The organism is Paenibacillus ottowii (genome assembly GCF_006874425.1).
GTDB classification, from domain to species: Bacteria; Bacillota; Bacilli; order Paenibacillales; family Paenibacillaceae; genus Paenibacillus; species Paenibacillus ottowii.
Window position 1 is genome coordinate 14,643 of sequence record NZ_VIJZ01000018.1, and the last position, 24,445, is coordinate 39,087.

Annotated in this window: 30 protein-coding genes; all 30 read right to left on the reverse strand. The window is 45.1% G+C overall.

Features of this window, described 5'->3' with window-relative positions; translation table 11 throughout:
• Positions 1-46: 46 nt before the first annotated feature.
• Positions 47-1,345, reverse strand: coding sequence for a preprotein translocase subunit SecY (gene secY / locus FKV70_RS24720; protein WP_063211157.1), 1,299 nt, complete (start codon positions 1,343-1,345; stop codon positions 47-49).
• Positions 1,345-1,785 carry a 50S ribosomal protein L15 gene (gene rplO / locus FKV70_RS24725; protein WP_013312149.1) on the reverse strand — a complete coding sequence of 147 codons (441 nt, stop codon included), beginning with the start codon at positions 1,783-1,785 and terminating at the stop codon, positions 1,345-1,347. The genes secY and rplO overlap by 1 nt, the downstream gene beginning before the upstream one ends.
• 43 nt (positions 1,786-1,828) lie before the next feature.
• A complete protein-coding gene (gene rpmD, locus FKV70_RS24730; protein ID WP_013373260.1) occupies positions 1,829-2,014 on the reverse strand; it encodes a 50S ribosomal protein L30 in 186 nt (61 codons plus the stop codon).
• Between the two features lie 12 nt (positions 2,015-2,026).
• Positions 2,027-2,524 (reverse strand): 30S ribosomal protein S5, encoded by a 498-nt coding sequence (gene rpsE, locus FKV70_RS24735; protein WP_013373261.1) that lies wholly within the window; start codon positions 2,522-2,524, stop codon positions 2,027-2,029.
• A gap of 27 nt (positions 2,525-2,551) precedes the next feature.
• Positions 2,552-2,920, reverse strand: coding sequence for a 50S ribosomal protein L18 (rplR, locus tag FKV70_RS24740; RefSeq protein ID WP_007432568.1), 369 nt, complete (start codon positions 2,918-2,920; stop codon positions 2,552-2,554).
• Between the two features lie 115 nt (positions 2,921-3,035).
• Positions 3,036-3,578 carry a 50S ribosomal protein L6 gene (gene rplF, locus FKV70_RS24745; RefSeq protein ID WP_063211159.1) on the reverse strand — a complete coding sequence of 181 codons (543 nt, stop codon included), beginning with the start codon at positions 3,576-3,578 and terminating at the stop codon, positions 3,036-3,038.
• A gap of 33 nt (positions 3,579-3,611) precedes the next feature.
• On the reverse strand, positions 3,612-4,010 hold the full coding sequence (rpsH, locus tag FKV70_RS24750) for a 30S ribosomal protein S8 (RefSeq protein WP_007432570.1): 399 nt from the start codon (positions 4,008-4,010) through the stop codon (positions 3,612-3,614).
• A 32-nt stretch (positions 4,011-4,042) separates the two neighbouring features.
• The gene (locus tag FKV70_RS24755; protein WP_010348808.1) at positions 4,043-4,228 is read right to left on the reverse strand and encodes a type Z 30S ribosomal protein S14; all 186 of its coding nucleotides are present in this window, start codon (positions 4,226-4,228) and stop codon (positions 4,043-4,045) included.
• A gap of 75 nt (positions 4,229-4,303) precedes the next feature.
• The gene (gene rplE / locus FKV70_RS24760) at positions 4,304-4,849 is read right to left on the reverse strand and encodes a 50S ribosomal protein L5 (protein WP_007432571.1); all 546 of its coding nucleotides are present in this window, start codon (positions 4,847-4,849) and stop codon (positions 4,304-4,306) included.
• Between the two features lie 32 nt (positions 4,850-4,881).
• Entirely contained in the window at positions 4,882-5,235 is a 354-nt protein-coding gene (rplX, locus tag FKV70_RS24765) for a 50S ribosomal protein L24 (protein WP_013312155.1), read from the reverse strand.
• A 36-nt stretch (positions 5,236-5,271) separates the two neighbouring features.
• Entirely contained in the window at positions 5,272-5,640 is a 369-nt protein-coding gene (gene rplN / locus FKV70_RS24770) for a 50S ribosomal protein L14 (RefSeq protein ID WP_007432573.1), read from the reverse strand.
• A 34-nt stretch (positions 5,641-5,674) separates the two neighbouring features.
• Complete coding sequence (rpsQ, locus tag FKV70_RS24775) at positions 5,675-5,938, reverse strand: 30S ribosomal protein S17 (protein WP_007432574.1); 264 nt, start codon at positions 5,936-5,938, stop codon at positions 5,675-5,677.
• A gap of 50 nt (positions 5,939-5,988) precedes the next feature.
• Entirely contained in the window at positions 5,989-6,186 is a 198-nt protein-coding gene (rpmC, locus tag FKV70_RS24780) for a 50S ribosomal protein L29 (RefSeq protein WP_007432575.1), read from the reverse strand.
• On the reverse strand, positions 6,176-6,610 hold the full coding sequence (gene rplP / locus FKV70_RS24785) for a 50S ribosomal protein L16 (RefSeq protein WP_007432576.1): 435 nt from the start codon (positions 6,608-6,610) through the stop codon (positions 6,176-6,178). The genes rpmC and rplP overlap by 11 nt, the downstream gene beginning before the upstream one ends.
• Before the next feature lie 2 nt (positions 6,611-6,612).
• Positions 6,613-7,278 (reverse strand): 30S ribosomal protein S3, encoded by a 666-nt coding sequence (gene rpsC / locus FKV70_RS24790; RefSeq protein WP_007432577.1) that lies wholly within the window; start codon positions 7,276-7,278, stop codon positions 6,613-6,615.
• Between the two features lie 13 nt (positions 7,279-7,291).
• Positions 7,292-7,624 (reverse strand): 50S ribosomal protein L22, encoded by a 333-nt coding sequence (gene rplV / locus FKV70_RS24795; protein ID WP_007432578.1) that lies wholly within the window; start codon positions 7,622-7,624, stop codon positions 7,292-7,294.
• A 35-nt stretch (positions 7,625-7,659) separates the two neighbouring features.
• Entirely contained in the window at positions 7,660-7,938 is a 279-nt protein-coding gene (gene rpsS, locus FKV70_RS24800; RefSeq protein ID WP_007432579.1) for a 30S ribosomal protein S19, read from the reverse strand.
• 72 nt (positions 7,939-8,010) lie between these two features.
• Positions 8,011-8,841, reverse strand: a complete 831-nt coding sequence (gene rplB / locus FKV70_RS24805) for a 50S ribosomal protein L2 (protein ID WP_016818651.1) — start codon at positions 8,839-8,841, stop codon at positions 8,011-8,013.
• 30 nt (positions 8,842-8,871) lie between these two features.
• Positions 8,872-9,162 carry a 50S ribosomal protein L23 gene (gene rplW / locus FKV70_RS24810; protein WP_013373266.1) on the reverse strand — a complete coding sequence of 97 codons (291 nt, stop codon included), beginning with the start codon at positions 9,160-9,162 and terminating at the stop codon, positions 8,872-8,874.
• The gene (gene rplD, locus FKV70_RS24815) at positions 9,162-9,785 is read right to left on the reverse strand and encodes a 50S ribosomal protein L4 (RefSeq protein ID WP_013312160.1); all 624 of its coding nucleotides are present in this window, start codon (positions 9,783-9,785) and stop codon (positions 9,162-9,164) included. The genes rplW and rplD overlap by 1 nt, the downstream gene beginning before the upstream one ends.
• A 26-nt stretch (positions 9,786-9,811) precedes the next feature.
• Complete coding sequence (gene rplC / locus FKV70_RS24820) at positions 9,812-10,435, reverse strand: 50S ribosomal protein L3 (RefSeq protein ID WP_013312161.1); 624 nt, start codon at positions 10,433-10,435, stop codon at positions 9,812-9,814.
• A gap of 32 nt (positions 10,436-10,467) precedes the next feature.
• Positions 10,468-10,776 (reverse strand): 30S ribosomal protein S10, encoded by a 309-nt coding sequence (gene rpsJ / locus FKV70_RS24825; protein ID WP_005544556.1) that lies wholly within the window; start codon positions 10,774-10,776, stop codon positions 10,468-10,470.
• 340 nt (positions 10,777-11,116) lie between these two features.
• Positions 11,117-12,307 (reverse strand): elongation factor Tu, encoded by a 1,191-nt coding sequence (gene tuf, locus FKV70_RS24830; RefSeq protein WP_013373267.1) that lies wholly within the window; start codon positions 12,305-12,307, stop codon positions 11,117-11,119.
• 87 nt (positions 12,308-12,394) lie between these two features.
• Positions 12,395-14,473, reverse strand: coding sequence for an elongation factor G (gene fusA, locus FKV70_RS24835; protein WP_016324746.1), 2,079 nt, complete (start codon positions 14,471-14,473; stop codon positions 12,395-12,397).
• Positions 14,474-14,520: 47 nt separating this feature from the next.
• Positions 14,521-14,991 (reverse strand): 30S ribosomal protein S7, encoded by a 471-nt coding sequence (gene rpsG, locus FKV70_RS24840; RefSeq protein ID WP_007432586.1) that lies wholly within the window; start codon positions 14,989-14,991, stop codon positions 14,521-14,523.
• Between the two features lie 50 nt (positions 14,992-15,041).
• Positions 15,042-15,464, reverse strand: coding sequence for a 30S ribosomal protein S12 (rpsL, locus tag FKV70_RS24845; RefSeq protein ID WP_007432587.1), 423 nt, complete (start codon positions 15,462-15,464; stop codon positions 15,042-15,044).
• A 144-nt stretch (positions 15,465-15,608) separates the two neighbouring features.
• Positions 15,609-15,860 carry a ribosomal L7Ae/L30e/S12e/Gadd45 family protein gene (locus FKV70_RS24850; protein WP_064795934.1) on the reverse strand — a complete coding sequence of 84 codons (252 nt, stop codon included), beginning with the start codon at positions 15,858-15,860 and terminating at the stop codon, positions 15,609-15,611.
• A 219-nt stretch (positions 15,861-16,079) separates the two neighbouring features.
• Positions 16,080-19,694 (reverse strand): DNA-directed RNA polymerase subunit beta', encoded by a 3,615-nt coding sequence (rpoC, locus tag FKV70_RS24855; protein WP_063211167.1) that lies wholly within the window; start codon positions 19,692-19,694, stop codon positions 16,080-16,082.
• Between the two features lie 139 nt (positions 19,695-19,833).
• On the reverse strand, positions 19,834-23,379 hold the full coding sequence (gene rpoB / locus FKV70_RS24860; protein WP_007432590.1) for a DNA-directed RNA polymerase subunit beta: 3,546 nt from the start codon (positions 23,377-23,379) through the stop codon (positions 19,834-19,836).
• A 356-nt stretch (positions 23,380-23,735) separates the two neighbouring features.
• Positions 23,736-24,338 (reverse strand): class I SAM-dependent methyltransferase, encoded by a 603-nt coding sequence (locus FKV70_RS24865; RefSeq protein ID WP_142614870.1) that lies wholly within the window; start codon positions 24,336-24,338, stop codon positions 23,736-23,738.
• Between the last annotated feature and the right edge of the window lie 107 nt (positions 24,339-24,445).

The window sequence follows — 24,445 nt, forward strand, 5'->3', positions numbered from 1 at the left end:
AAAGGTGCCGGTAAGCATGCGAACATCCTAAGCCGGTACCTATTGCCTATTTGTTGATGAAGCCTTTGTAATGGCGTTTGATCAGTTGGCTTTCGATTTGCTTCATCGTATCCAATGCTACACCAATAATGATGAGCAATGAAGTACCGCCAATTTGCACGGAACGAGGCAAGCCCGAAAGCGAACCGAAGAATACCGGCAAAACGGATATGACTGCCAGGAACAAAGCTCCTGTCATTGTCAAACGTGACATTACTCGTGTCAAATATTTCTCCGTGGCTTTACCTGGGCGAATGCCTGGGATATAACCGCCGTTTTTCTTCATATTGTCGGCCATTTGCTGCGGATTCATCTGTACAAAGGTATAGAAGAATGTGAAACCGATAATCATTACGACATACAAAACCATGCCTAGCGGCTTGTCATAATACAAGTAAGTGGTAACCCACTTAGCCCAAGCATGATCTGCCCAGAAACTCGCAATAATTGTCGGGAATTGCAGCAATGATACCGCAAAGATTACCGGAATAACGCCTGCCGCATTGATTTTCATCGGAATATGCGTATTCTGGCCACCGTACATTTTGTTGCCAACTACACGTTTCGCATATTGTACTGGGATTTTCCGAATACCCTGTTGGATGTAGATAACACCAACAATAATCAGAACAACCACCAAGGCAATGATAATTGCCTTCAGAATATTCATAAACAGTTGATCCGCTTGAATAAACTGAGATTCTACAATCGTACGAATATGTCTTGGAATACCTGCCGCGATTCCTGCGAAGATTACAATAGAGATACCATTGCCGATTCCCTTTTCGGTAATTTGCTCACCTAGCCACATAAGGAACGTAGTTCCTGCTGTAAGCACAATGGCAATAACCAGATAATCTGCAAAAGTAGCGCCTGGAATCATCGCTGCACCGTACAGTCGATTGAAACCAATCGATGTTCCGAATGCTTGGATCAAGCCCAGTATTACAGTACCATACCGTGTAATTTGAGCCAATTTCTTTTTACCATGCTCTCCTTGTTTAGCCCATTCCGCAAGTTTCGGAATCACGTCCATTGACAGCAACTGTACAATGATGGACGCTGTAATATATGGCATAATCCCGAGGGCGAAGATTGAAAACTGATACAATGCGCCCCCTGAGAAGGTGTTAAGGAGTCCAAACAACTCGCTTCCTGCCTGATCCTGAGAAGTAAAGACCTGCTTATTCACGCCGGGAACCGGCACGAAGGAGCCAATACGATATACAAAGAGTATAAACAGGGTGAACAGGATTCGGGTTCTAAGATCCTCAACCCGCCATATATTTTTCAGGGTCTTGAACATTAGATCACCTCGGTTTTACCGCCGGCAGCTTCAATTTTCTCTACCGCAGATTGAGAGAACTTGTTCGCTTTAACTGTCAATTTCACAGTGATTTCACCGTTACCCAGAATTTTAATTCCGGATTTCGCGTTCTTCACAATACCATTGTTCAGTAAAAACTCAGGGCTTACTTCTGTACCCGCTGCAAAACTGTTCAAATCTTCGATATTCAAAACCGCATACTCTTTACGAGTAGGATTTACGAAACCGCGTTTAGGCAAGCGACGATACAGTGGGTTTTGACCACCCTCGAAGCCCGGACGTACACCACCGCCGGAACGAGCGTTTTGACCTTTATGACCACGACCAGAAGTTTTACCCGTACCGCTACTAGGACCACGACCCAAACGTTTACGTTCTTTGCGGGAGCCTGGAGCTGGGGAAAGCTCATGTAACTTCATCGTTCGTTGCACCTCCTTGATTATTGTTTAAAAACTTTATTTCTTAAGCCTCGATTTCTTTAACAGAAACCAAGTGGCTAACTTGATTAATCATCCCGCGAATTGCTGCATTGTCGGGTTGAACTACTTTATGGTTGATTTTACGCAAGCCGAGCGTTTTAACAGTCGTTCTCTGAGTACCAGGACGGCCGATCAACGAACGAACGAGGGTAATTTCTAATTTCGCCATGATATTCCCTCCTTAGCCCAGCAGCTCTTCGATAGATTTGCCGCGCAATTTAGCAACATCTTCAGCGCGTTTCAAGCGGGACAAACCTTCCAAAGTCGCATTGACCATATTCATGGAATTCGAAGAACCCAAAGATTTTGTCAAGATATCACCTACACCAGCGAGTTCCAGTACAGCACGAACTGGACCACCAGCGATAACTCCAGTACCTTCCGATGCCGGTTTCAACAGAACCCGGCCAGCACCGAACTTACCTGTAACAAGGTGAGGAATTGTTGTGCCTACGAGTGGAACGTGAACCAGGTTTTTCTTAGCATCTTCAATACCTTTGCGAATCGCATCAGGTACTTCGCCAGCTTTACCGATTCCAGCGCCTACCCAGCCGTTGCCGTCGCCCACTACTACCAGAGCACTGAAGCTGAAACGGCGTCCGCCTTTGACAACTTTAGCTACACGATTAATATTTACTACTCTTTCAGTCAGTTCCAAAGTATTCGGATCTACACGCAAGTCGTTAACCTCCTTTTGAGAAATGTCTTAAAATTCAAGGCCTGCTTCGCGAGCTGCATCAGCCAAAGCTTGAATCCGTCCATGATACAAGTATCCACCACGATCAAATACAATGTTAGCATGGCCTTTTTCTTTCGCACGTTTAGCAACGAGTTCGCCAACCTTACGAGCTGCTTCTACGCTGCCACCGTTTTTGATTTCGCTGCTCAATTCTTTATCCATAGTGGATGCAGAAACCAAAGTTACACCAGCAACATCATCAATCAGTTGTGCATAGATATGCTTGGAAGAGCGGAATACGTTCAAACGAGGACGTACAGCCGTACCTTCGATTTTCTTACGTACACGCAGATGTCTTCTGACACGCGCTTTATTTTTATCTTGTTTTGTAATCATCTCAAGTTTTCACTCCCTTCAGTTTGCCTTTTAAGTCTTTATACTAAGACGCACTGGGTAAAAAAGAAGTACGAAGTCTTTCCAGTAGAAAGACCGCACAAAGTCGGTAAGAAACTTATTTCTTCTTACCGGCTTTACCTTCTTTACGGATGATGCGCTCGCCTTCGTATTTAATCCCTTTACCTTTGTACGGTTCAGGTTCACGAACGGAACGGATTTTAGCAGCATAGGCACCTACACGCTCTTTATCAATTCCGTGAACGATGATTTTAGTGTTCGAAGGAACTTCGAACTCGATGCCCGCTTCCGGTGAAATTTCAACCGGGTGAGAGTATCCAACGTTCAGAACGATTTTATCTCCGGATTTGCTTGCACGATATCCGACCCCAACCAGCTCCAGAGATTTTGAAAAGCCTTCAGTTACACCACTTACCATGTTGCTGACAACGCTGCGGGTTGTTCCATGCAAAGAGCGGTGAAGTTTGTTGTCCGAAGGACGAACTACATTAATTTCATTATTTTCCACAGTAACGGACATGTCTTTATGAAGCTCACGAGTCAATGTTCCTTTAGGACCTTTAACTGTGATCACTGTGTTGTTCAAAGTCACGTCAACACCACTTGGTACTGTGATTGGTTTACGACCAATACGGGACATATCTGTTGCACCTCCTATCTTTTAAACGTTAAATTACCAAACGTAGCAAACCACTTCTCCGCCGGCTTTGGACTGACGTGCTTCTTTATCAGTCATGATTCCTTTGGATGTTGAAATGATTGCGATCCCGAGTCCACCCAGAACGCGTGGAATCTCATTGCTCTTCGTGTAAACGCGAAGACCTGGTTTACTGATTCTTTTCAAACCTGTAATAACACGTTCGTTGTTCGCACCGTATTTCAAGAAAATACGGATGATCCCTTGTTTGCTATCTTCAACAAATTCCGCATCACGAATGAATCCTTCACGTTTCAGGATGTCGGCGATTTGTTTTTTCATTGTAGATGCAGGCATTTCTACTGTTTCGTGGCGAACAGTGTTCGCGTTACGAATACGAGTAAGCATATCTGCAATTGGATCAGACATAGTCATTGTGTATAAACCTCCTTCCCAAACAGGACTTTTTACCAGCTTGCTTTTTTCACGCCAGGAATCTGGCCTTTATAAGCTAATTCACGGAAGCAAATTCTGCAGATCTTAAACTTTTGCAGCACCGAATGTGGACGACCACAACGTTCGCAACGAGTATAAGCACGAACTTTAAACTTTGGTGCGCGTTGTTGTTTGACTTTCATTGAAGTTTTTGCCACTTAGCCTGACACCTCCTAAATAGTTTCGGAGAACAGGGTGTCTTTAAATCAGACGCCCAAAACGTTATGCCAACATTATTTCGCGAAAGGCATGCCCAGCTGAGTCAGAAGCTCACGGGACTCTTCGTCAGTCTTGGCAGTCGTTACGATAACGATATCCATACCACGAACTTTATCAACTTGATCGTACTCAATTTCCGGGAAAATCAACTGTTCTTTCAGACCAAGCGTGTAGTTACCACGTCCGTCGAAAGCTTTTGTTGATACACCATGGAAGTCGCGTACGCGAGGGAGTGTGATGTTGAACAATTTGTCCAAGAAGTAATACATACGCTCACCACGAAGTGTTACCTTTACACCGATCGGCATGTTTTCACGCAATTTAAAACCTGCGATAGATTTTTTTGCGCGAGTGATAACTGGCTTTTGACCAGCGATCAGTTGCATGTCGTTGAGAGCAGAATCAAGCACTTTGGAGTTTTGAACTGCGTCGCCAACACCCATGTTGATTACAACTTTCTCGATTTTAGGCACTTGCATCACTGTTGTATAGTTGAACTTCTGCATCAAAGCAGGAGTGATTTCTTTCAAGAAACGTTCTTTCATTCTTGTTGTTGCCATGAATCATAGTCCTCCTTTCTTCAAAAAAATAATTAGTCGATCACTTCGCCTGAACGTTTTGCAATACGTACTTTTTTGCCATTGTCCAAAACTTTGTAACCAACACGAGTTACTTTTCCGCTCTTCGGATCAATGTGCATAACGTTGGAAACGTGAATCGGAGCTTCCTTCTCGATGATCCCGCCTTGTGGATTCAGCTGATTAGGCTTTTGGTGTTTTTTAATCATGTTAACACCTTCCACAAGCACACGGTTTTGACGAGGGTAAGCAGCGATAACGCGACCTTTTTTACCTTTATCTTTACCAGTAATCACCAGAACAGTGTCGTCTTTTTTGACGTGCAGCTTGTTGTTATGGGATTCCAGAACTTTTTTCACTTTTGGCATTTCGTACACCTCCTACGGGCACAATTTAAGGTGAATTTAGATCACTTCCGGAGCCAAGGAAACGATTTTCATGAAGTCTTTGTCACGAAGTTCGCGAGCAACTGGTCCGAAAATACGAGTACCACGTGGGCTCTTGTCTTCTTTAACGACCACTGCTGCGTTCTCATCAAATCCGATGTAGGAACCGTCTTTACGGCGGATAGAACGTTTAGTACGAACAACAACCGCTCTTACTACATCACCCTTTTTGACAACGCCGCCTGGTGTTGCTTGTTTTACGGAACAAACGATCAGGTCACCAATTTGAGCTGTACGACGTCCCGTTCCACCGAGCACACGGATACACATCAGTTCCTTCGCGCCGGAATTGTCGGCTACAGTCAAACGTGTAAATGGTTGAATCATTTATTTATCCTCCTTTCGGAAAAACTACACTACATTAGATTATAACAGCTTTTTCAACGATTTCGACCAGTCTCCAGTTTTTGTCTTTGGACAAAGGGCGAGTTTCCATGATTTTAACAGTATCACCGATTTGTGCAGTGTTGTTTTCATCATGAGCTTTGAATTTTTTAGTCACTTTGATGCGTTTATGGTAGAGATCATGTTTTTTGTAAGTTTCTACAGCAATCACAATCGTTTTGTCCATTTTGTCGCTGACTACTTTACCGACTAATACTTTACGGGCATTACGTTCGCTCATTGTTGGCCTCCTTCCTAATTACAGGCGGAATTTCCACCCGGTCTAATATCTTAGCTAATCCCAAGTTCTCTTTCACGGATCACAGTTTTAGCACGAGCAATTTCCTTACGCACAGCGCCGATCCGAGTCGGGTTATCAAGCTGACCGGTAGCGAGTTGAAAACGAAGGTTGAAAAGTTCTTCTTTAAAACCGGAGATCTTTTGTTCGATTTCAGCAGTGGTAAGATTGCGGAATTCACTAGCCTTCATTTGCTTCACCACCCAATTCTTCACGTTTCACAAACTTAGTTTTGATTGGCAGTTTGTGAGCGGCAAGACGCATTGCTTCACGAGCAATCTCTTCCGGTACACCAGCAAGTTCAAACATGATCTTACCTGGTTTCACTACTGCAACCCATTTTTCTACGTTACCTTTACCACTACCCATACGAACCTCAAGAGGCTTTTGAGTAATTGGTTTGTCAGGGAAAATTTTAATCCAAACCTTACCACCACGTTTGATGTAACGAGTCATCGCAATACGAGCAGCTTCGATTTGACGGTTAGTGATCCATGCTGGTTCAGTAGCTTGCAAACCGTACTCACCAAAATTCAGTGTAGTACCGCCTTTTGCACGACCCTTCATGTGACCACGTTGTTGTTTACGATGTTTTACGCGTTTAGGTACCAACATGATTAGTTGCCTCCTTCCTGAGGAGCTTGTTTCTTAGCTGGAGGAAGAACCTCTCCACGATAGATCCACACTTTTACGCCAAGACGGCCATAAGTAGTATGAGCCTCTGCTGTACCGTAGTCGATGTCAGCACGAAGCGTATGCAGTGGAACAGTTCCTTCGCTGTACCCTTCGGAACGAGCGATTTCGGCACCGCCAAGACGTCCGCCTACTTGAGTTTTAATTCCTTTTGCACCGGAACGCATAGTTCTTTGGATTGCTTGTTTCAACGCACGACGGAAAGAAACACGACGTTCCAATTGTTGTGCAATGCTTTCAGCAACGAGAATTGCATCCAGTTCAGGATTTTTAATTTCAGAGATATTGATGTGTACCTTTTTACCGCCTGCGATTTTAGTGATTTCATTACGCAGATTTTCAACTTCGGAACCACCCTTACCGATAACCATACCTGGTTTCGCAGTGTGAATCGTTACGTTGACACGGTTAGCTGCTCTCTCGATTTCAACACGGGATACAGCGGAGTCTTTCAATCTTTTTTTCAGATGCTCACGAATCTTAACGTCTTCCAGCAAAAGATCACCGAAATCTTTGCCTGCATACCATTTGGATTCCCAATCACGGATAATACCGATTCGGAGTCCGACGGGATTTACCTTTTGGCCCACACGTTTTCCCTCCTTATTTTTCAGATACCACCAGAGTAATATGACTGGTGCGTTTGTTGATGCGGCTTGCACGACCCATTGCACGCGGGCGGAATCGTTTCATTGTAGGGCCTTGGTTTACAAAAACCTCAGACACTACCAATTTATTTACGTCCATAGAGTAGTTGTGATCTGCATTCGCGATCGCAGAATTCAACAATTTCTCAACGACTGGAGAAGCGGATTTCGGAGTGTGACGAAGAATTGCAATCGCCTCACCTACCTGCTTGCCACGAATCAAATCGATAACAAGTTTCACTTTGCGAGCGGAAATCCGCACGGACTTAGCATGTGCTTTTGCTTCCATTGAGTTACCTCCTCTCAAACACTACGCTGTGTTGATTATCTTCTTGTTTTCTTATCGTCATCTGTATGGCCTTTGTACGTACGCGTTGGAGCGAATTCGCCCAATTTGTGTCCAACCATATCTTCCGTTACGTATACAGGTACGTGTTTACGACCATCATATACACCAAACGTGTGTCCGATAAATTGCGGGAAAATCGTAGAGCGACGGGACCAAGTTTTGATCACGACTTTTTTGTCAGACTCGTTCAAAACCTCTACTTTTTTCAACAGGTAACCATCAATAAATGGTCCTTTTTTGAGACTGCGACCCATTTGTGAATCCTCCCTTCGTTAAAACGTAATCGTTCTTTAATATGTTAACGTGCGACTTAAGCGCACGTTTTATTACTTAGTACGACGACGAACGATGTACTTATCAGATGCTTTACCTTTTTTACGTGTTTTGTAACCAAGGGTTGGTTTGCCCCATGGAGACATTGGAGATTTACGTCCGATTGGAGCGCGACCTTCACCACCACCGTGTGGGTGATCGTTAGGGTTCATAACAACACCGCGAACTTCAGGACGTTGTCCCAACCAACGACTACGACCAGCTTTACCGATCTTAACAAGCTCGTGGTCTTCGTTACCTACAGAACCGATTGTAGCACGGCAAACTTTCAGAATGCGACGTACTTCACCAGAGGTCAAACGAATTGTAACATACTTCTCTTCTTTACCAAGAAGTTGGGCTTCCGTACCAGCAGCACGAACGAGTTGGCCACCTTTACCCGGTTTCAATTCGATATTGTGGATAACCGTACCTACTGGAATGTTTTCCAACGGCAAGGAGTTACCGATTTTAATATCGGAGTCCGGACCGGATACCACTACATCTCCTACTTTCAGACCTTTAGGAGCGATGATGTAACGTTTTTCACCATCCACATAGTGGATAAGTGCGATGTTGGACGTACGGTTTGGATCATATTCGATCGTAGCAACGCGGCCCGGTATTCCATCTTTGTTACGTTTGAAGTCAATAATACGATATTTACGTTTGTGTCCGCCGCCATGATGACGAACTGTAATTTTACCTTGGTTATTACGTCCAGCTTGCTTGCTCAGAGGTGCTAGCAACGATTTCTCGGGCTGATTTGTTGTGATCTCCTCGAAAGTAGATACAGACATTGCACGTCTGGCCGGGGACGTCGGTTTATACTTTTTAATTGGCACTGAGTTTCCCTCCTTACTTTACAGATTCAATTATACTGTTTCAAAAAACTCAAGCGGCTTACTGTCTTTGCTCAGCGTTACGAACGCTTTTTTCCACTCGCTCGTATAGCCGGAATGACGTCCGTAGCGTTTTGGTTTCGCAGGCACACGAAGTGTATTAACATTACTTACTTTCACGTTAAAAATCGCTTCGATTGCTTTCTTAACTTCGACTTTATTGGAACGAATGTCAACTTCGAAAACATATTTCAAGTCATTCATCATACCAGCCGTACGTTCGGTGATAATCGGACGTTTGATAATATCACGAGGATCCTTCATTACGCGAGCACCTCCTCTACCTTCTGAACTGCTTCCTTCGTAATGATCAGTTTGTCGTGTCCAAGCACATCAAGAACATTAATGCCGTCTGCGGCTACAAACTTCACACCAGGAATATTACGAGCGGACAGTGCTACATTATCATCATAGCTAGGAGCTACAATCAATGCTTTACGATCAGCTTTAAGGTTATTCAAAATGGCTGCGAATTCTTTCGTTTTAGGTCCGTTCAGTGTAAGAGCGTCCAATACGATGATTTCATTCTCAATCACTTTGGATGACAATGCCGATTTGATCGCCAGACGACGAACTTTTTTAGGCAATTTGTAAGCATAGCTGCGTGGAGTCGGACCGAATACAGTACCGCCACCAACCCATTGTGGTGCACGAATCGAACCTTGACGAGCGCGACCAGTACCTTTTTGTTTCCAAGGTTTACGTCCGCCGCCACGTACTTCAGAACGTCCTTTTACTTTGTGAGTACCTTGACGCAGGGAAGCCAATTGCATAACAACAGCGTCATGAAGAACGTGTTTATTCGGTTCAATACCGAATACTGCATCGTTTAATTCAATTTCGCCAACTTGGCTGCCGCTAATATTAAATAGTGCTACTTTTGGCATTTTGTGTTCCTCCTTTCTTCAGTTAATTATTTTTTCACCGTTTCTAATACTTTAACGAAGCTGTTTTTAGGTCCTGGAATGGATCCTTTCACGAGCAATACATTACGTTCTGTATCGATCTTAACAACTTCAAGGCGTTGGATCGTTACCGTTTCATGCCCCATGTGTCCTGGCAGGTGTTTACCTTTAGGAACGCGGTTAGCTTGAATGGAACCCATAGAACCTGGACCTCTGTGATAACGCGAGCCGTGTGCCATTGGTCCGCGGCTTTGTCCCCAACGTTTGATAACGCCGGCAAAACCTTTACCTTTAGAAATACCTGTTACGTCAACGAATTCGCCTTCTGTGAAGACATCAGCCTTCAGTTCTTGGCCAACCTCGTACGCAGCAAGGTCGATGCCACGAAGTTCACGAACGTAGCGCTTAGGCGCAGTATTTGCTTTTTTAGCATGTCCTGCTTCAGGTTTATTGGATCTTTTTTCTTTTTTATCAGAGAATCCGAGTTGGATAGCTTCGTATCCATCGTTTTCCAGATCTTTCTTTTGCAGAACAACACAAGGACCAGCTTCGATAACCGTAACAGCAAGTACGTTACCTTCAGGGGTAAACACTTGAGTCATTCCGAGTTTTTTTCCTAAGATACCTTTCATGTTGACACCTCTTTTCTTTTCCTAATTACATATTACAATTTAATTTCGATATCTACACCGGACGGCAGGTCCAAGCGCATCAAGGCATCCACAGTTTGTGGAGTCGGATTAACAATATCGATCAAACGCTTGTGTGTGCGCATTTCGAATTGTTCCCGAGAATCCTTGTACTTGTGTACCGCACGGAGAATAGTAATGATTTGTTTTTCAGTTGGCAGCGGAATTGGTCCGGAAACACCTGCACCCGAACGTTTAGCTGTTTCAACAATTTTCTCAGCGGATTGATCAAGAATTCTGTGATCGTAAGCTTTCAAACGAATACGAATTTTTTGCTTTGCCATTTTAGTCCCTCCTTCTATCGCCCAATTTGGTATCGGACATACTCCGTGAAAATTTTCTAACAGCCCTCCCATGGCAAAGGGGCCGGGTGTGTCAGTAACCTCTCACATCATCGCACAGTCACAAACAACATTAGTTATTATATCGAATAGTTCTGCCTATTGCAAGCAAAAACGAAAAAACAATATATCTTATTTTCAAAGATAACAATTGTGCTCGCAGCTCGCTGTTCTTCTTCAAGAGAAAAGCCCCCGCACCATGGCAGGGGCTCGTTTTACTTCGTTCCAATACGATGTTACTCGTTCCAGTACAATGTTGCTATATTCAAGGTTCGTAGCCTTATTATTTAGAGATTGTTGCTACAGCGCCTGCACCAACTGTGCGGCCACCTTCACGAATGGAGAACTTAGTTCCTTCTTCAATCGCGATTGGGCTGATCAGTTGAACAGTAACTGTAATGTTATCACCAGGCATTACCATTTCGGAACCCTCTGGCAAAGTGATGATACCAGTTACGTCAGTTGTACGGAAGTAGAACTGTGGACGGTAACCAGTGAAGAAAGGTTTGTGACGTCCACCTTCTTCTTTAGTCAAAACGTAGATTTGAGCAGAGAATTCTGTATGTGGGTTAACAGAACCTGGCTTAGCCAATACTTGACCACGCTCAATTTGTGCACGATCTACACCGCGAAGCAGTGCGCCGATGTTGTCACCAGCTTGAGCGGAATCAAGCAATTTACGGAACATTTCTACGCCTGTTACTACGGATTTACGGGATTCTTCTTGAATACCGATGATTTCGATTTCGTCGCCCACTTTAACTGTACCACGCTCTACACGGCCTGTAGCAACTGTACCACGACCAGTGATGGAGAATACGTCCTCGACAGGCATAAGGAAAGGCTTGTCAGTGTCGCGTTCTGGAGTTGGGATGTAAGTGTCGATTGTTTCGAACATTTCAACGATTTTCTTAGCCCAATCGCCATCTGGGTTTTGCAGTGCTTCACGAGCGGAACCGCGAGTGATTGGAGTGTCGTCGCCTGGGAAGTCATACTCGCTCAGCAAGTCGCGAACTTCCATTTCAACCAATTCCAGCAACTCTTCGTCTTCAACCATGTCGCATTTGTTCAGGAATACTACGATGTATGGAACACCTACTTGACGGGACAAGAGGATGTGTTCGCGAGTTTGTGGCATAGGGCCGTCAGCTGCGGATACAACCAGAATCGCTCCGTCCATTTGAGCAGCACCAGTGATCATGTTTTTAACATAGTCAGCGTGACCTGGGCAGTCAACGTGTGCATAGTGACGGTTAGGTGTTTCATATTCCACGTGTGCAGTGGAGATTGTGATACCGCGTTCGCGCTCTTCTGGAGCTTTATCGATTTGATCGAATGCTACAGCAGCACCACCGTAAGTTTTGGAAAGTACAGTTGTGATTGCAGCAGTCAAAGTTGTTTTACCATGATCGACGTGACCAATTGTACCGATATTAACGTGCGGTTTGTTACGTTCAAACTTAGCCTTTGCCATTTGAACAATTCCTCCTCAATAACATGTTTTATTTTAGGCTGTCGGAAACTTCTAAAACGAGAGTATCCGATCAGCTAATACATTGTATTACTCGCCGCCTTTGGTTTTAGCAACGATCTCTTCAGCGATGCTCTTCGGAACTTCTTCATAGTGATGAAGCTCCATGGAGAACACACCGCGTCCTTGTGTACCGGAACGAAGTGTAGTGGAATATCCAAACATTTCGGACAATGGAACCATTGCACGAATGATTTGGGCACCACCACGGGAATCCATACCTTCAATCCGACCACGACGGGAGTTCAACATACCCATTACGTCTCCCATGTATTCCTCTGGAACCGTTACTTCAACTTTCATAATCGGCTCAAGCAATACAGGTTTACATTTGTCTTTCGCTGCTTTCAGCGCCATTGAGCCGGCAATTTTAAATGCCATTTCATTGGAATCGACATCATGGTATGATCCATCCACGATTGTAGCTTTAACGTCCACCAGCGGGAAGCCAGCCAGGACACCGTTTTTCATTTGCTCTTCAATACCAGCAAGTGCAGGTCCGATGTATTCTCTTGGAACAGAACCACCGACAACCTTGCTTTCAAACTGGCTACCTGTACCTGCTTCAAGTGGTTCGAACTCAACCCATACGTGACCATATTGACCACGACCACCGGATTGACGAACAAACTTACCTTCAACACGTGCTGGAGCACGGAATGTTTCACGGTATGCTACTTGTGGTTTACCTACATTAGTTTCCACTTTGAACTCACGACGCATGCGGTCAATGATAATGTCCAAGTGAAGCTCACCCATACCCGCCAAGATAGTTTGGCCAGTTTCTTCGTTAGTAGAAGCGCGAAGAGTTGGATCTTCTTCGGTCAACTTACCGAGTGCAACTGCCATTTTGTCTTGGTCAGCTTTGGTTTTAGGCTCAACCGCGATTTCGATAACCGGATCAGGGAAATTCATGGACTCGAGAATAACTGGATTCTTCTCATCACACAGTGTATCACCTGTACCTGTATCTTTCAAACCTACGGCTGCCGCAATGTCACCGGAGTATACTTCAGTGATTTCTTGACGGCTGTTCGCATGCATTTGAAGAATACGTCCGATACGTTCACGTTTGCCCTTTGTTGCATTCAATACGTAGGAACCGGATTGAAGCACACCGGAGTATACGCGGAAGAATGTCAACTTACCAACGTAAGGGTCCGTCATAATTTTGAAGGCCAATGCGGAGAAAGGCTCTTCATCAGAAGAATGACGTTCAACTTCTGTACCATCTTCCAGATGACCTTGAATACTCGGTACATCAATAGGAGCTGGCAGGTAATCAACAACAGCATCCAGCATTAACTGAACACCTTTGTTACGGTAAGAAGATCCACAGATAACTGGGAAGATCTTAACTTCTACAACACCTTTGCGGAGAGCGGCTTTAATTTCTTCAACCGTGATCTCTTCACCTTCAAGGTATTTCATAGTCAAATCTTCGTCCAGTTCAGCAACCTTCTCAATCAATTCGTTGCGGAGTTCTTCGACTTTGTCTTTGTATTCCGCAGGAATTTCGGTTTCTTCGATATTTTGACCAAGGTCATCTTTGTACATATATGCCTTTTGTCCAACGATATCAATGATACCTAAAAAGTCATTTTCTGCACCGATTGGAAGTTGAATCGCAACTGCGTTCGCTTGAAGGCGATCACGCATATCAGCTACAACGTTCAAGAAGTCGGCACCAATAATATCCATTTTGTTTACATATGCGATACGTGGAACGCCATAGCGATCAGCCTGTCTCCATACAGTTTCAGACTGAGGCTCAACGCCTTCTTTCGCACTGAAAACACCAACTGCTCCGTCCAATACACGAAGGGAACGTTCAACTTCAACAGTGAAGTCAACGTGCCCCGGGGTGTCGATGATATTGACGCGGTGACCTTTCCAGGCAGCGGTCGTCGCAGCGGAAGTAATCGTGATTCCGCGCTCTTGTTCTTGCTCCATCCAGTCCATTGTTGCAGCACCTTCGTGAACTTCACCGATTTTGTGCGTACGGCCTGTGTAGAACAAGATCCGCTCTGTTGTTGTGGTTTTACCCGCGTCAATATGAGCCATGATCCCGATATTACGTGTATTTTTCAAGGAGAACTCTCTTGCCATGAAATGGGTCTCCCTTCAAAATTGAAGTTATTTTTTTAAGCTGAATCCTACCAACGATAGTGAGCAAACGCTTTGTTCGCTTCAGCCATTTTGTGCGTGTCTTCACGTTTTTTCACGGAAGCGCCTGTGTTGTTGGAAGCATCGATAATCTCAGCCGCCAAACGTTCTTCCATAGTTTTCTCGCCGCGGTTGCGGGAGTAGTTTACGAGCCAACGTAATCCCAGGGACGTACGTCTTTCTGGTTTTACCTCGATTGGTACTTGGTAGTTGGCACCGCCGACACGGCGTGCTTTAACTTCCAGGACTGGCATGATATTCTTGATAGCTGCTTCAAAAACTTCCATCGGGTCATTCCCCGTACGTTCTTGGATAAGCTTGAACGCATTATACAGAATGCTTTGAGCAACGCCTCTTTTTCCGTCGAGCATGATGCGGTTGATCAAGCGAGTAACCAACTTGCTGTTGTATACCGGATCTGGCAACACGTCTCTTTTGGTAACTGGACCTTTGCGTGGCATGGATATCCCCCTTTCTTACATGTTAAACCTGCATACGCGGTTTATATTCATTAGGATTTTTTAGCTTTAGGGCGTTTTGCGCCGTATTTGGAACGAGCTTGCATGCGGTTATTTACGCCTGCAGTATCCAAAGCACCGCGAACGATGTGATAACGCACACCCGGAAGGTCTTTTACACGACCGCCACGAATCAGCACTACGCTGTGTTCTTGAAGGTTATGTCCAATACCTGGAATGTAAGCAGTCACCTCTACACGGTTCGTCAAGCGAACACGAGCATATTTACGAAGTGCGGAGTTTGGTTTTTTCGGAGTCATAGTACCTACACGAGTGCATACTCCACGTTTTTGTGGGGCACTGATGTCAGTAGCTTCACGTTTCAAGGCATTAAAACCTTTTTGCAAAGCTGGTGATTTCGATTTCTCGATTTTGGCTTGACGTCCTTTACGAACCAGTTGGTTAATAGTTGGCATGTTGGTTGCCACCCCCTTCCTCAATTTTTGCTGTTACTTTACAAACCTTATCTAAGCCCACAGACCCAGGCGGTTCATAAAAGAACAAATGAAAAGTCTTTGCCGCCAAGAATAACGATTCCCTAGACAAAAACGTTCCTTACCCTATTGTTTTACGATAGCAACCATCGCGGCCCCTACTTCAATCCCGCATGCAGCTCCGAGATTTTTCATTGTGTCTACGAGAGTCACTTTGACTCCTTGCTTATCGCACAAATCAATGATGTTGGAAGTGAGACGCTGATCTGCATCTTCTGCCACATATACTTCTGAGGCGAAGCCCAATTCTACCATACGAATGGTTTGTTTGGTACCGATTTTGACATGAGCATCTTGTAGTCCCTGTTCTTTAGACATATCTCATTCCTCCGAAAAGACCCAATAGCATATAGGCTGCTCACGCACCTTTGCTATATTAGCATTGACTATGAACAATGTCAAGACAATTATCAACTATAATCTATTCAAACAAAGTAGTACGTTACTTTTTCATAAGAAGCGCCGGAGCACCGTTGCTGTAGCTTTTACCCAAAGCTTATATCTACGGTGTTCCGGGCTCATTATACTATTTTTATGTTACTCAGCTGAAATGGGTTCAAGCTCCTCAGATGAGGACTGCCCCTCTTCAGGCTGGGCAAATTTCACGCTACGATAACGGTTCATACCTGTTCCCGCAGGGATCAATTTACCAATAATTACATTTTCTTTCAGACCAAGCAACTGATCGACTTTTCCTTTGATAGCTGCGTCTGTCAAGACACGAGTAGTTTCCTGGAAGGAAGCCGCTGACAAGAAGGAGTCAGTTTCCAAGGACGCCTTGGTGATACCAAGAAGAACTGGTTTGGCTACTGCTGGCTCTTGGCCACTGAGAATAGCTATCTTGTTTGCATTCTCATACTCATGCACATCAACAAATGAACCTGGAAGAAGTGTCGTGTCACCCGCATCAATGATACGGATCTTACGCAACATTTGGCGAATCATAACTTCTACGTGCTTGTCGTTGATTTCTACACCCTGGTTCCGATATACACGTTGAACTTCCTGGAGGATATAGTTCTGTACCCCGCGAATACCTTTAATACGCAGCATTTCTTTAGGGTCAATCGAACCATCCGTCAGTTCGTCCCCGGCTTCAACAGTCATGCCTTCGCTTACGCGCAGACGTGAACCATAAGTAACCGAATAGGTTTTTGTTTCAGCTTCACCCTGAATGTCGATTTCGCGACGGTCTTTCCCTTCGCGAACCTCTTTAACTACACCGTCAATTTCACTGATGGTTGCCTGACCTTTAGGATTACGTGCTTCAAAAAGCTCCTGAATACGAGGCAAACCTTGCGTGATATCATCGCCCGCTACACCACCTGTGTGGAACGTACGCATGGTGAGCTGTGTCCCTGGTTCACCGATGGATTGAGCCGCGATAATACCAACCGCTTCACCAATCTCAACGTGTTTGCCAGTAGCCAGATTACGACCGTAGCATTTTTTGCAAACGCCATGTTTGGCACGGCAACTTAGCACGGAACGAATTTGGACTTTTTCTACACCAGCTTTAACAATCGCTTCAGCTTTGTTGGAGTCAATCAGTTCGTTGCGTCTAGCCAAAATCTCACCAGTCTCAGGATGACGTACGGTTTCGAAGCAATAACGACCTTCCAAACGATCGTACAGGTCCTCAATTACTTCTTTACCGTCCTGGATGCGGCTTACTGTAAAGCCTTTATCCGTTCCGCAGTCATCTTCGCGCACGATAACATCTTGTGCCACGTCAACGAGACGACGAGTCAGGTAACCAGAGTCAGCTGTACGTAACGCTGTATCCGCCAAACCTTTACGCGCTCCGTGTGTGGAGATGAAGTACTCGAGTACTGTCAGACCTTCACGGAAATTCGATTTGATTGGGAGCTCGATAATACGACCCGATGGATTCGCCATCAGTCCGCGCATACCGCCGAGCTGAGTAATCTGTGATTTGTTACCACGCGCTTTGGAGTCAACCATCATCATGATGGAGTTGTAGCGATCCATGGATTTCATCAAAATGTCTGTGATATCATCTTTAGCCTTGGACCAAATATCGATAATCCGGTCATAGCGCTCCTCGTTCGTAATCAGACCACGACGATACTGATTCGTTACGACTTGTGCTTTATCGTCAGACGCTTTAAGAATATCCTGTTTCTCTTGAGGTACAACTACGTCTGCCACAGCAACCGTTACACCTGCACGAGTGGAATAAGTAAAGCCAAGCTGTTTGATCTTATCCAAAATCACAGCCGTTTCTGTTGTGTGGTAAATCTCAAAGCAACGGGCGATGATATTACCAAGGTAATCCTTACCCACTCCACTAGCTTGTGGAGCGTTCTGAATGGCTTCAGTAAGATTTACACCCTTCTCATAAACAAAGAACTCTTCAGCAGTACCATAAAGCAGGTTAGCGCGAGTAGCATCATTGATATACGGGAAGCTTGCTGGGAATATCTCATTAAAGATAATTTTACCCACAGTTGTAATCAACATTGCATCCTGTTGCTTCTCTGTAAAGCTCGTTTTATTCAACGCCTTAACCGGAATAGCTACACGGGCATGAAGCCCCGCAGTTCCACGCTGATAAGCTGAGATCGCCTCATTCGGGTTGCGAAGGATCATGTTACTTCCTTCTTCTTCCTTGTTATCCATAGTCAAATAGAATGAGCCAAGGACCATATCCTGGGAAGGAGTAACAACAGGCTTGCCGTCTTTTGGATTCAAAATGTTGCCGGATGCCAGCATGAGCAAACGAGCTTCAGCTTGAGCCTCCGCAGACAACGGAACGTGAACCGCCATTTGGTCACCGTCAAAATCGGCATTATATGCCGTACATACGAGCGGATGCAAACGAATCGCACGGCCTTCAACCAAGATTGGTTCAAACGCTTGAATCCCCAGTCTATGCAGCGTAGGGGCACGGTTTAGAAGAACTGGATGTTCCTTGATTACTTCTTCAAGTACGTCCCATACTTCAGCACTCACGCGCTCCACCTTACGTTTCGCGCTCTTGATGTTGTGTGCCAAACCTTTGTTCACAAGCTCTTTCATTACAAAAGGCTTGAACAGCTCTAGCGCCATTTCTTTCGGTAGACCACATTGGTACATCTTCAAGTACGGACCTACTACGATAACGGAACGACCGGAATAGTCAACACGTTTCCCGAGCAAGTTTTGACGGAAACGTCCTTGTTTACCTTTCAGCATGTGGCTGAGGGATTTCAAAGGACGATTACCCGGACCTGTAACAGGACGACCACGACGACCATTATCAATCAGAGCGTCAACAGCTTCCTGCAGCATCCGTTTTTCATTTTGCACGATAATATCTGGCGCACCCAGATCTAACAGGCGTTTCAGACGGTTATTACGGTTAATAACACGACGATACAGATCATTAAGGTCAGAAGTAGCAAAACGTCCACCATCCAGCTGTACCATCGGACGAAGCTCAGGAGGTATAACAGGCAGTACGTCCATGATCATCCAATCCGGTTGGTTACCGGAATTACGGAATGCCTCAATAACTTCAAGGCGTTTGATCGCACGGTTTCGACGTTGTCCCTGAGCTGTACGCAGCTCTTCTTTCAAAAATTCCAATTCTTTGTCTATATCCAAGTCTTGAAGAAGCTTTTTAACCGCTTCAGCACCCATTCCCGCCTGGAATCCGTAGCCATATTTCTCACGGTAGCTGCGATATTCTTTCTCGGACAGGAGTTGCTTTTTCTCCAAAGGCGTATCTCCTGGATCGGTTACAACATAAGATGCGAAGTAAATGATCTCTTCCAAAGATCTTGGAGACATATCAAGAGCAAGACCCATACGACTCGGAATGCCTTTGAAGTACCAAATGTGCGATACAGGAGCAGCCAACTCAATGTGGCCCATACGTTCACGGCGAACCTTAGCGCGAGTAACTTCTACTCCACAACGGTCGCAGACAACACCTTTATACCGTACACGTTTGTACTTACCACAATGACATTCCCAGTCTTTCGTAGGTCCGAAAATCTTCTCGCAAAATAGTCCTTCTTTTTCCGGTTTAAGCGTACGATAGTTAATCGTCTCCGGTTTTTTGACTTCTCCGCGGGACCAAGAACGAATCTTTTCGGGGGAAGCAAGCCCGATTTTCATATATTCGAAATTGTTAACGTCCAACAAGGAGCAACCCTCCTTAACCAAATCCTGAGTTTTTAGGTTTGATACCGCCCGGCAGCACCGGGCGGTATCAAGAGGCCCGATCCATTCAAAATGGATTAAGGCATATAACAAAGCTGATATGAGTCAGTCAGCAGTCAAACTACTCTACGCCAACCTCAGAGCCTTCCAGATTCAAACTCAGCTTATCGCCAGTTGTATCATCCTCATCATCAAGCTCTCTCATTTCGATCTCTTGTTCGTCTTCAGACAGAATCTTCACGTCCATACCCAAGCTTTGCAGCTCTTTGATCAAGACCTTGAATGATTCAGGAACACCCGGTTCTGGGACATTTTCACCTTTGACGATGGATTCGTAAGTTTTAACACGTCCAACCACGTCATCGGATTTCACAGTCAAAATTTCCTGAAGCGTATACGCCGCACCGTAGGCTTCCAGTGCCCATACTTCCATCTCCCCGAAGCGCTGACCACCGAATTGAGCTTTACCACCCAACGGTTGCTGCGTAACGAGAGAGTAAGGGCCTGTAGAACGAGCATGGATCTTATCGTCGACCATGTGCGCCAGTTTGATCATGTGCATGACACCGACCGTAACTTCACGTTCAAAACGATCACCTGTACGCCCATCATACAACACTGTCTTACCATTGCGTTGCATACCCGCTTCTTCCATCGTATCAAATACGTCATACTCCTTGGCACCATCGAATACTGGAGTTGCCACATGAATACCAAGACGCATTGCAGCCATACCCAAATGCACTTCAAGCACCTGTCCGATGTTCATCCGTGAAGGTACGCCCAGCGGATTCAGTACGACTTGTACTGGCGTGCCATCTGGCAAGAACGGCATATCTTCTTCAGGCAGAATACGGGCAACGACACCCTTGTTACCGTGACGTCCGGCCATTTTATCGCCTTCGGAAATTTTACGTTTTTGAGCAATATAGACGCGTACCAACTGGTTTACACCCGGTGGCAGCTCATCGCCATTTTCACGTGTAAATACTTTAACATCTACGACGATTCCGTCGGTTCCGTGAGGAACTCTCAAGGAAGTATCACGAACCTCGCGCGCCTTCTCACCGAAGATTGCATGCAAGAGACGTTCTTCAGCTGTCAACTCAGTTACACCCTTAGGTGTTACTTTACCAACAAGAATGTCACCTGCGGCGATTTCAGCACCGATGCGAATGATGCCGCGCTCATCTAGATTGCGAAGCGCTTCTTCACCGACATTCGGAATATCACGAGTGATTTCTTCTGGTCCAAGTTTCGTATCACGGGCTTCAGATTCGTATTCCTCGATATGGATCGAGGTATATACATCCTCTTTAACCAGCTTCTCGCTCAGCAAGATCGCATCCTCGTAGTTGTAACCTTCCCAAGTCATGAACGCTACGACAACGTTACGTCCCAGTGCCAACTCACCCATCTCGGTGGAAGGACCGTCAGCAAGAATATCGCCAACTTTGACAATATCGCCTCTGTTTACGATTGGACGCTGGTTGATGCATGTTCCTTGGTTAGAACGCATAAATTTGTGTAATTTATACTTAACAATATCGCCTTTGACTTCAGCGCCATCTACTGTTTCAATACGACGCAGCCAAATTTCGTTAGCCGAAGAACGTTCAATCACCCCGTTGTACTTGGACACAACGCACACACCGGAATCTTTTGCAGACTTATGTTCCATCCCTGTTCCTACCAAAGGCGCTTTCGGAATCAGCAATGGGACAGCCTGCCGCTGCATGTTGGAACCCATCAATGCACGGTTCGAGTCATCATTCTCCAGGAACGGGATCAGAGCAGTTGCGACCGATACAACCTGTTTAGGTGATACGTCCATGTAATCGACACGGCTACTTGCCATTGGAATAATGTTATCAGACTGCTTGTTATAGCGAACAATAACGACTTCATCCTTAAAGGTGTTTTCTTCCGTCAATTCCGCATTTGCCTGAGCAACGATGTAGTTATCTTCTTCATCAGCAGTCAGGTAATCAATCTGATCTGTAACTTTTCCAGTCTTCGGATCTACCCAGCGATAAGGAGCTTCGATAAATCCGTATTCGTTGATACGTGCAAAAGTTGACAAAGAGTTGATCAAACCAATGTTTGGTCCCTCTGGTGTCTCGATAGGACACATACGGCCGTAGTGACTCGGATGGACGTCACGTACTTCCATGCCCGCGCGTTCGCGCGTCAAACCGCCGGGTCCGAGTGCAGACAAACGACGTTTGTGTGTTAGTTCAGCAAGCGGGTTTGTCTGATCCATGAACTGAGACAGCTGAGAGCTACCAAAGAACTCTTTAATCGACGCAATGACCGGACGTATGTTAATCAGCGCTTGTGGCGTAATTACATTAGCATCCTGAATTGACATTCTTTCGCGTACCACGCGTTCCATACGGGACAGACCAATACGGAACTGATTTTGGAGCAACTCACCTACAGAACGCAAACGACGGTTACCCAAATGGTCAATGTCGTCCGTACTTCCGATTCCGTGAAGCAAGTTAATAAAATAACTGATGGAGGAAATAATATCGGCAGGCGTAATGTTCTTAACCGATTTATCGATATTTCCATTGGCAATCAGTTTTACTACTTTACCGTCTTCGATTGGCGAGAATACATCGATCGTTTGAAGCGGAATATCATTGCTTTCCAATACGCCACTAGCAACATGATACGTACGGTGTCCAACCGACTCTTCTAGTTGTGCCAAAATCTCGTCCAACAAGCGGCGGTCTACCATTTGCCCTGCTTCAGCGATAATTTCACCAGTTGTTGTATCAATCAGTGTCTCAGCTAGGCGTTGATTGAACAGACGGTTTTTGATGTGAAGCTTTTTATTGATTTTGTAACGGCCTACGTTGGCCAGATCATAACGTTTTGGATCAAAGAAGCGTGCAACAAGCAAGCTCTTTGCATTATCCAATGTAGGTGGCTCACCCGGACGAAGACGCTCATAAATTTCAATCAGCGCTTTCTCCGTGGAATCCGTGTTGTCTTTATCAAGTGTGTTGCGGATATATTCGTCATTGCCGAGCAAATCCAGAATCTCAGCATCAGTGCCAAAGCCAAGTGCACGCAGCAACACCGTAACCGGAATTTTACGGGTACGGTCAATCCGGACATAGATAATATCCTTCGCATCCATCTCCAGTTCGAGCCAAGCCCCCCGGTTAGGAATTACCGTTGCGGTGTATGTTGTTTTCGCATTCTTGTCGACTTTTGTGCTGAAATAGACGCTGGGAGAGCGAACCAACTGGCTGACAATAACCCGTTCCGCACCGTTAATAATAAACGTACCCGTTTCAGTCATCAGCGGGAAGTCTCCCATGAATACTTCCTGCTCTTTTACTTCCCCGGTTTCCTTATTAATAAGCCGGACTTTTACCCGAAGCGGTGCCGCATACGTAACGTCGCGTTCTTTTGCGTCGTCAACGGTATATTTGGGTTCTCCGAGAGAGTAATCGATAAACTCCAAAATCAGATTTCCTGTGAAATCTTGAATTGGAGAAATATCCCGAAACATTTCCCGTAATCCTTCCTCCAAAAACCAATCATATGATTTTTGTTGGATCTCAATCAGGTTGGGAACCTCGAGTACCTCATTAATACGTGCATAACTGCGCCGAGTGCGTCGACCATATTGAACAAGATGTCCTGCCAACTTAAACTCACCCCTCATGTCTACTCACTTTAAAAATACATTGCGAACCTCTGTTTGTGACCTTATAATAAGACACATACAGAAGATTCGATCTTACAAATACAGAAAAGCCCTTACTCGAATGCATTCGAAAAAAGAGCGACGTATCTGCAGAATCCTCTTACCGGAAGATCTTCATCACTTGTAGATTTGCCCAAAATGGTTATATTATACGTAATAGAGATAAATACTATACTCTGCTACGTATAAATCTATTGACATTTCAACAAACTAAAGCCATGGAGGGCATCCTAATACTGACATTTTATAATGTTATCACAGCCGAGGATTCAAGTCAATAGTCCTATTGCATTTTTCTAAGGCTTTTTTTCAGCCTTCAAAATCCGATATCCTTTATCCTTCGTAACTTCCTCTACATAACCAAAAAGACTCTCTATTTTAGCGCTCGCCGAAGGGGCTCCCTGCTTCTTCTGAATGACCACCCACAAAGCTCCACCCTCGTTTAGATGCTCATATGCAAGCTCAAAAATGGTATGCACCGTTTCTTTCCCTGCACGTATAGGAGGGTTCGTTAAGACCACATCAAAACGTTCATGCCGCACTTCATCAAACAAATCACTTTGTTTAATAGTGACATTCTTAATCCCATTACGTTCCGCATTTTCAACGGCTAATTGAACAGCTCGCTCGTTAATATCAACCATCGTAACATGCCCATCTGGGACAAGCGTTGCCGCCGCCAAACCAATCGGCCCGTAACCACATCCTACATCTAATACCGAGGCTTGTGCAGGAAGCTGCATGGCTTCAATCAGCACACGACTCCCATAATCAATTCCCTGCTTTGAAAAAACGCCTGAATCGCTGACAAATCGATATGAACGACCTCGCAATACTGTTTCTAGGCTCCGCCGTTCATGCGCCGTCTCTGGTCGTTTGGAGTAATAATGATCCGCCATTCACGCCCACCTCTTTCGGTTGTACTACCATCATAGCCTTTACAATACCATTTCAGACCTGTTGGTATTACCGTTTTACAGCAACAAACCCCTTGAAGATCACCTCA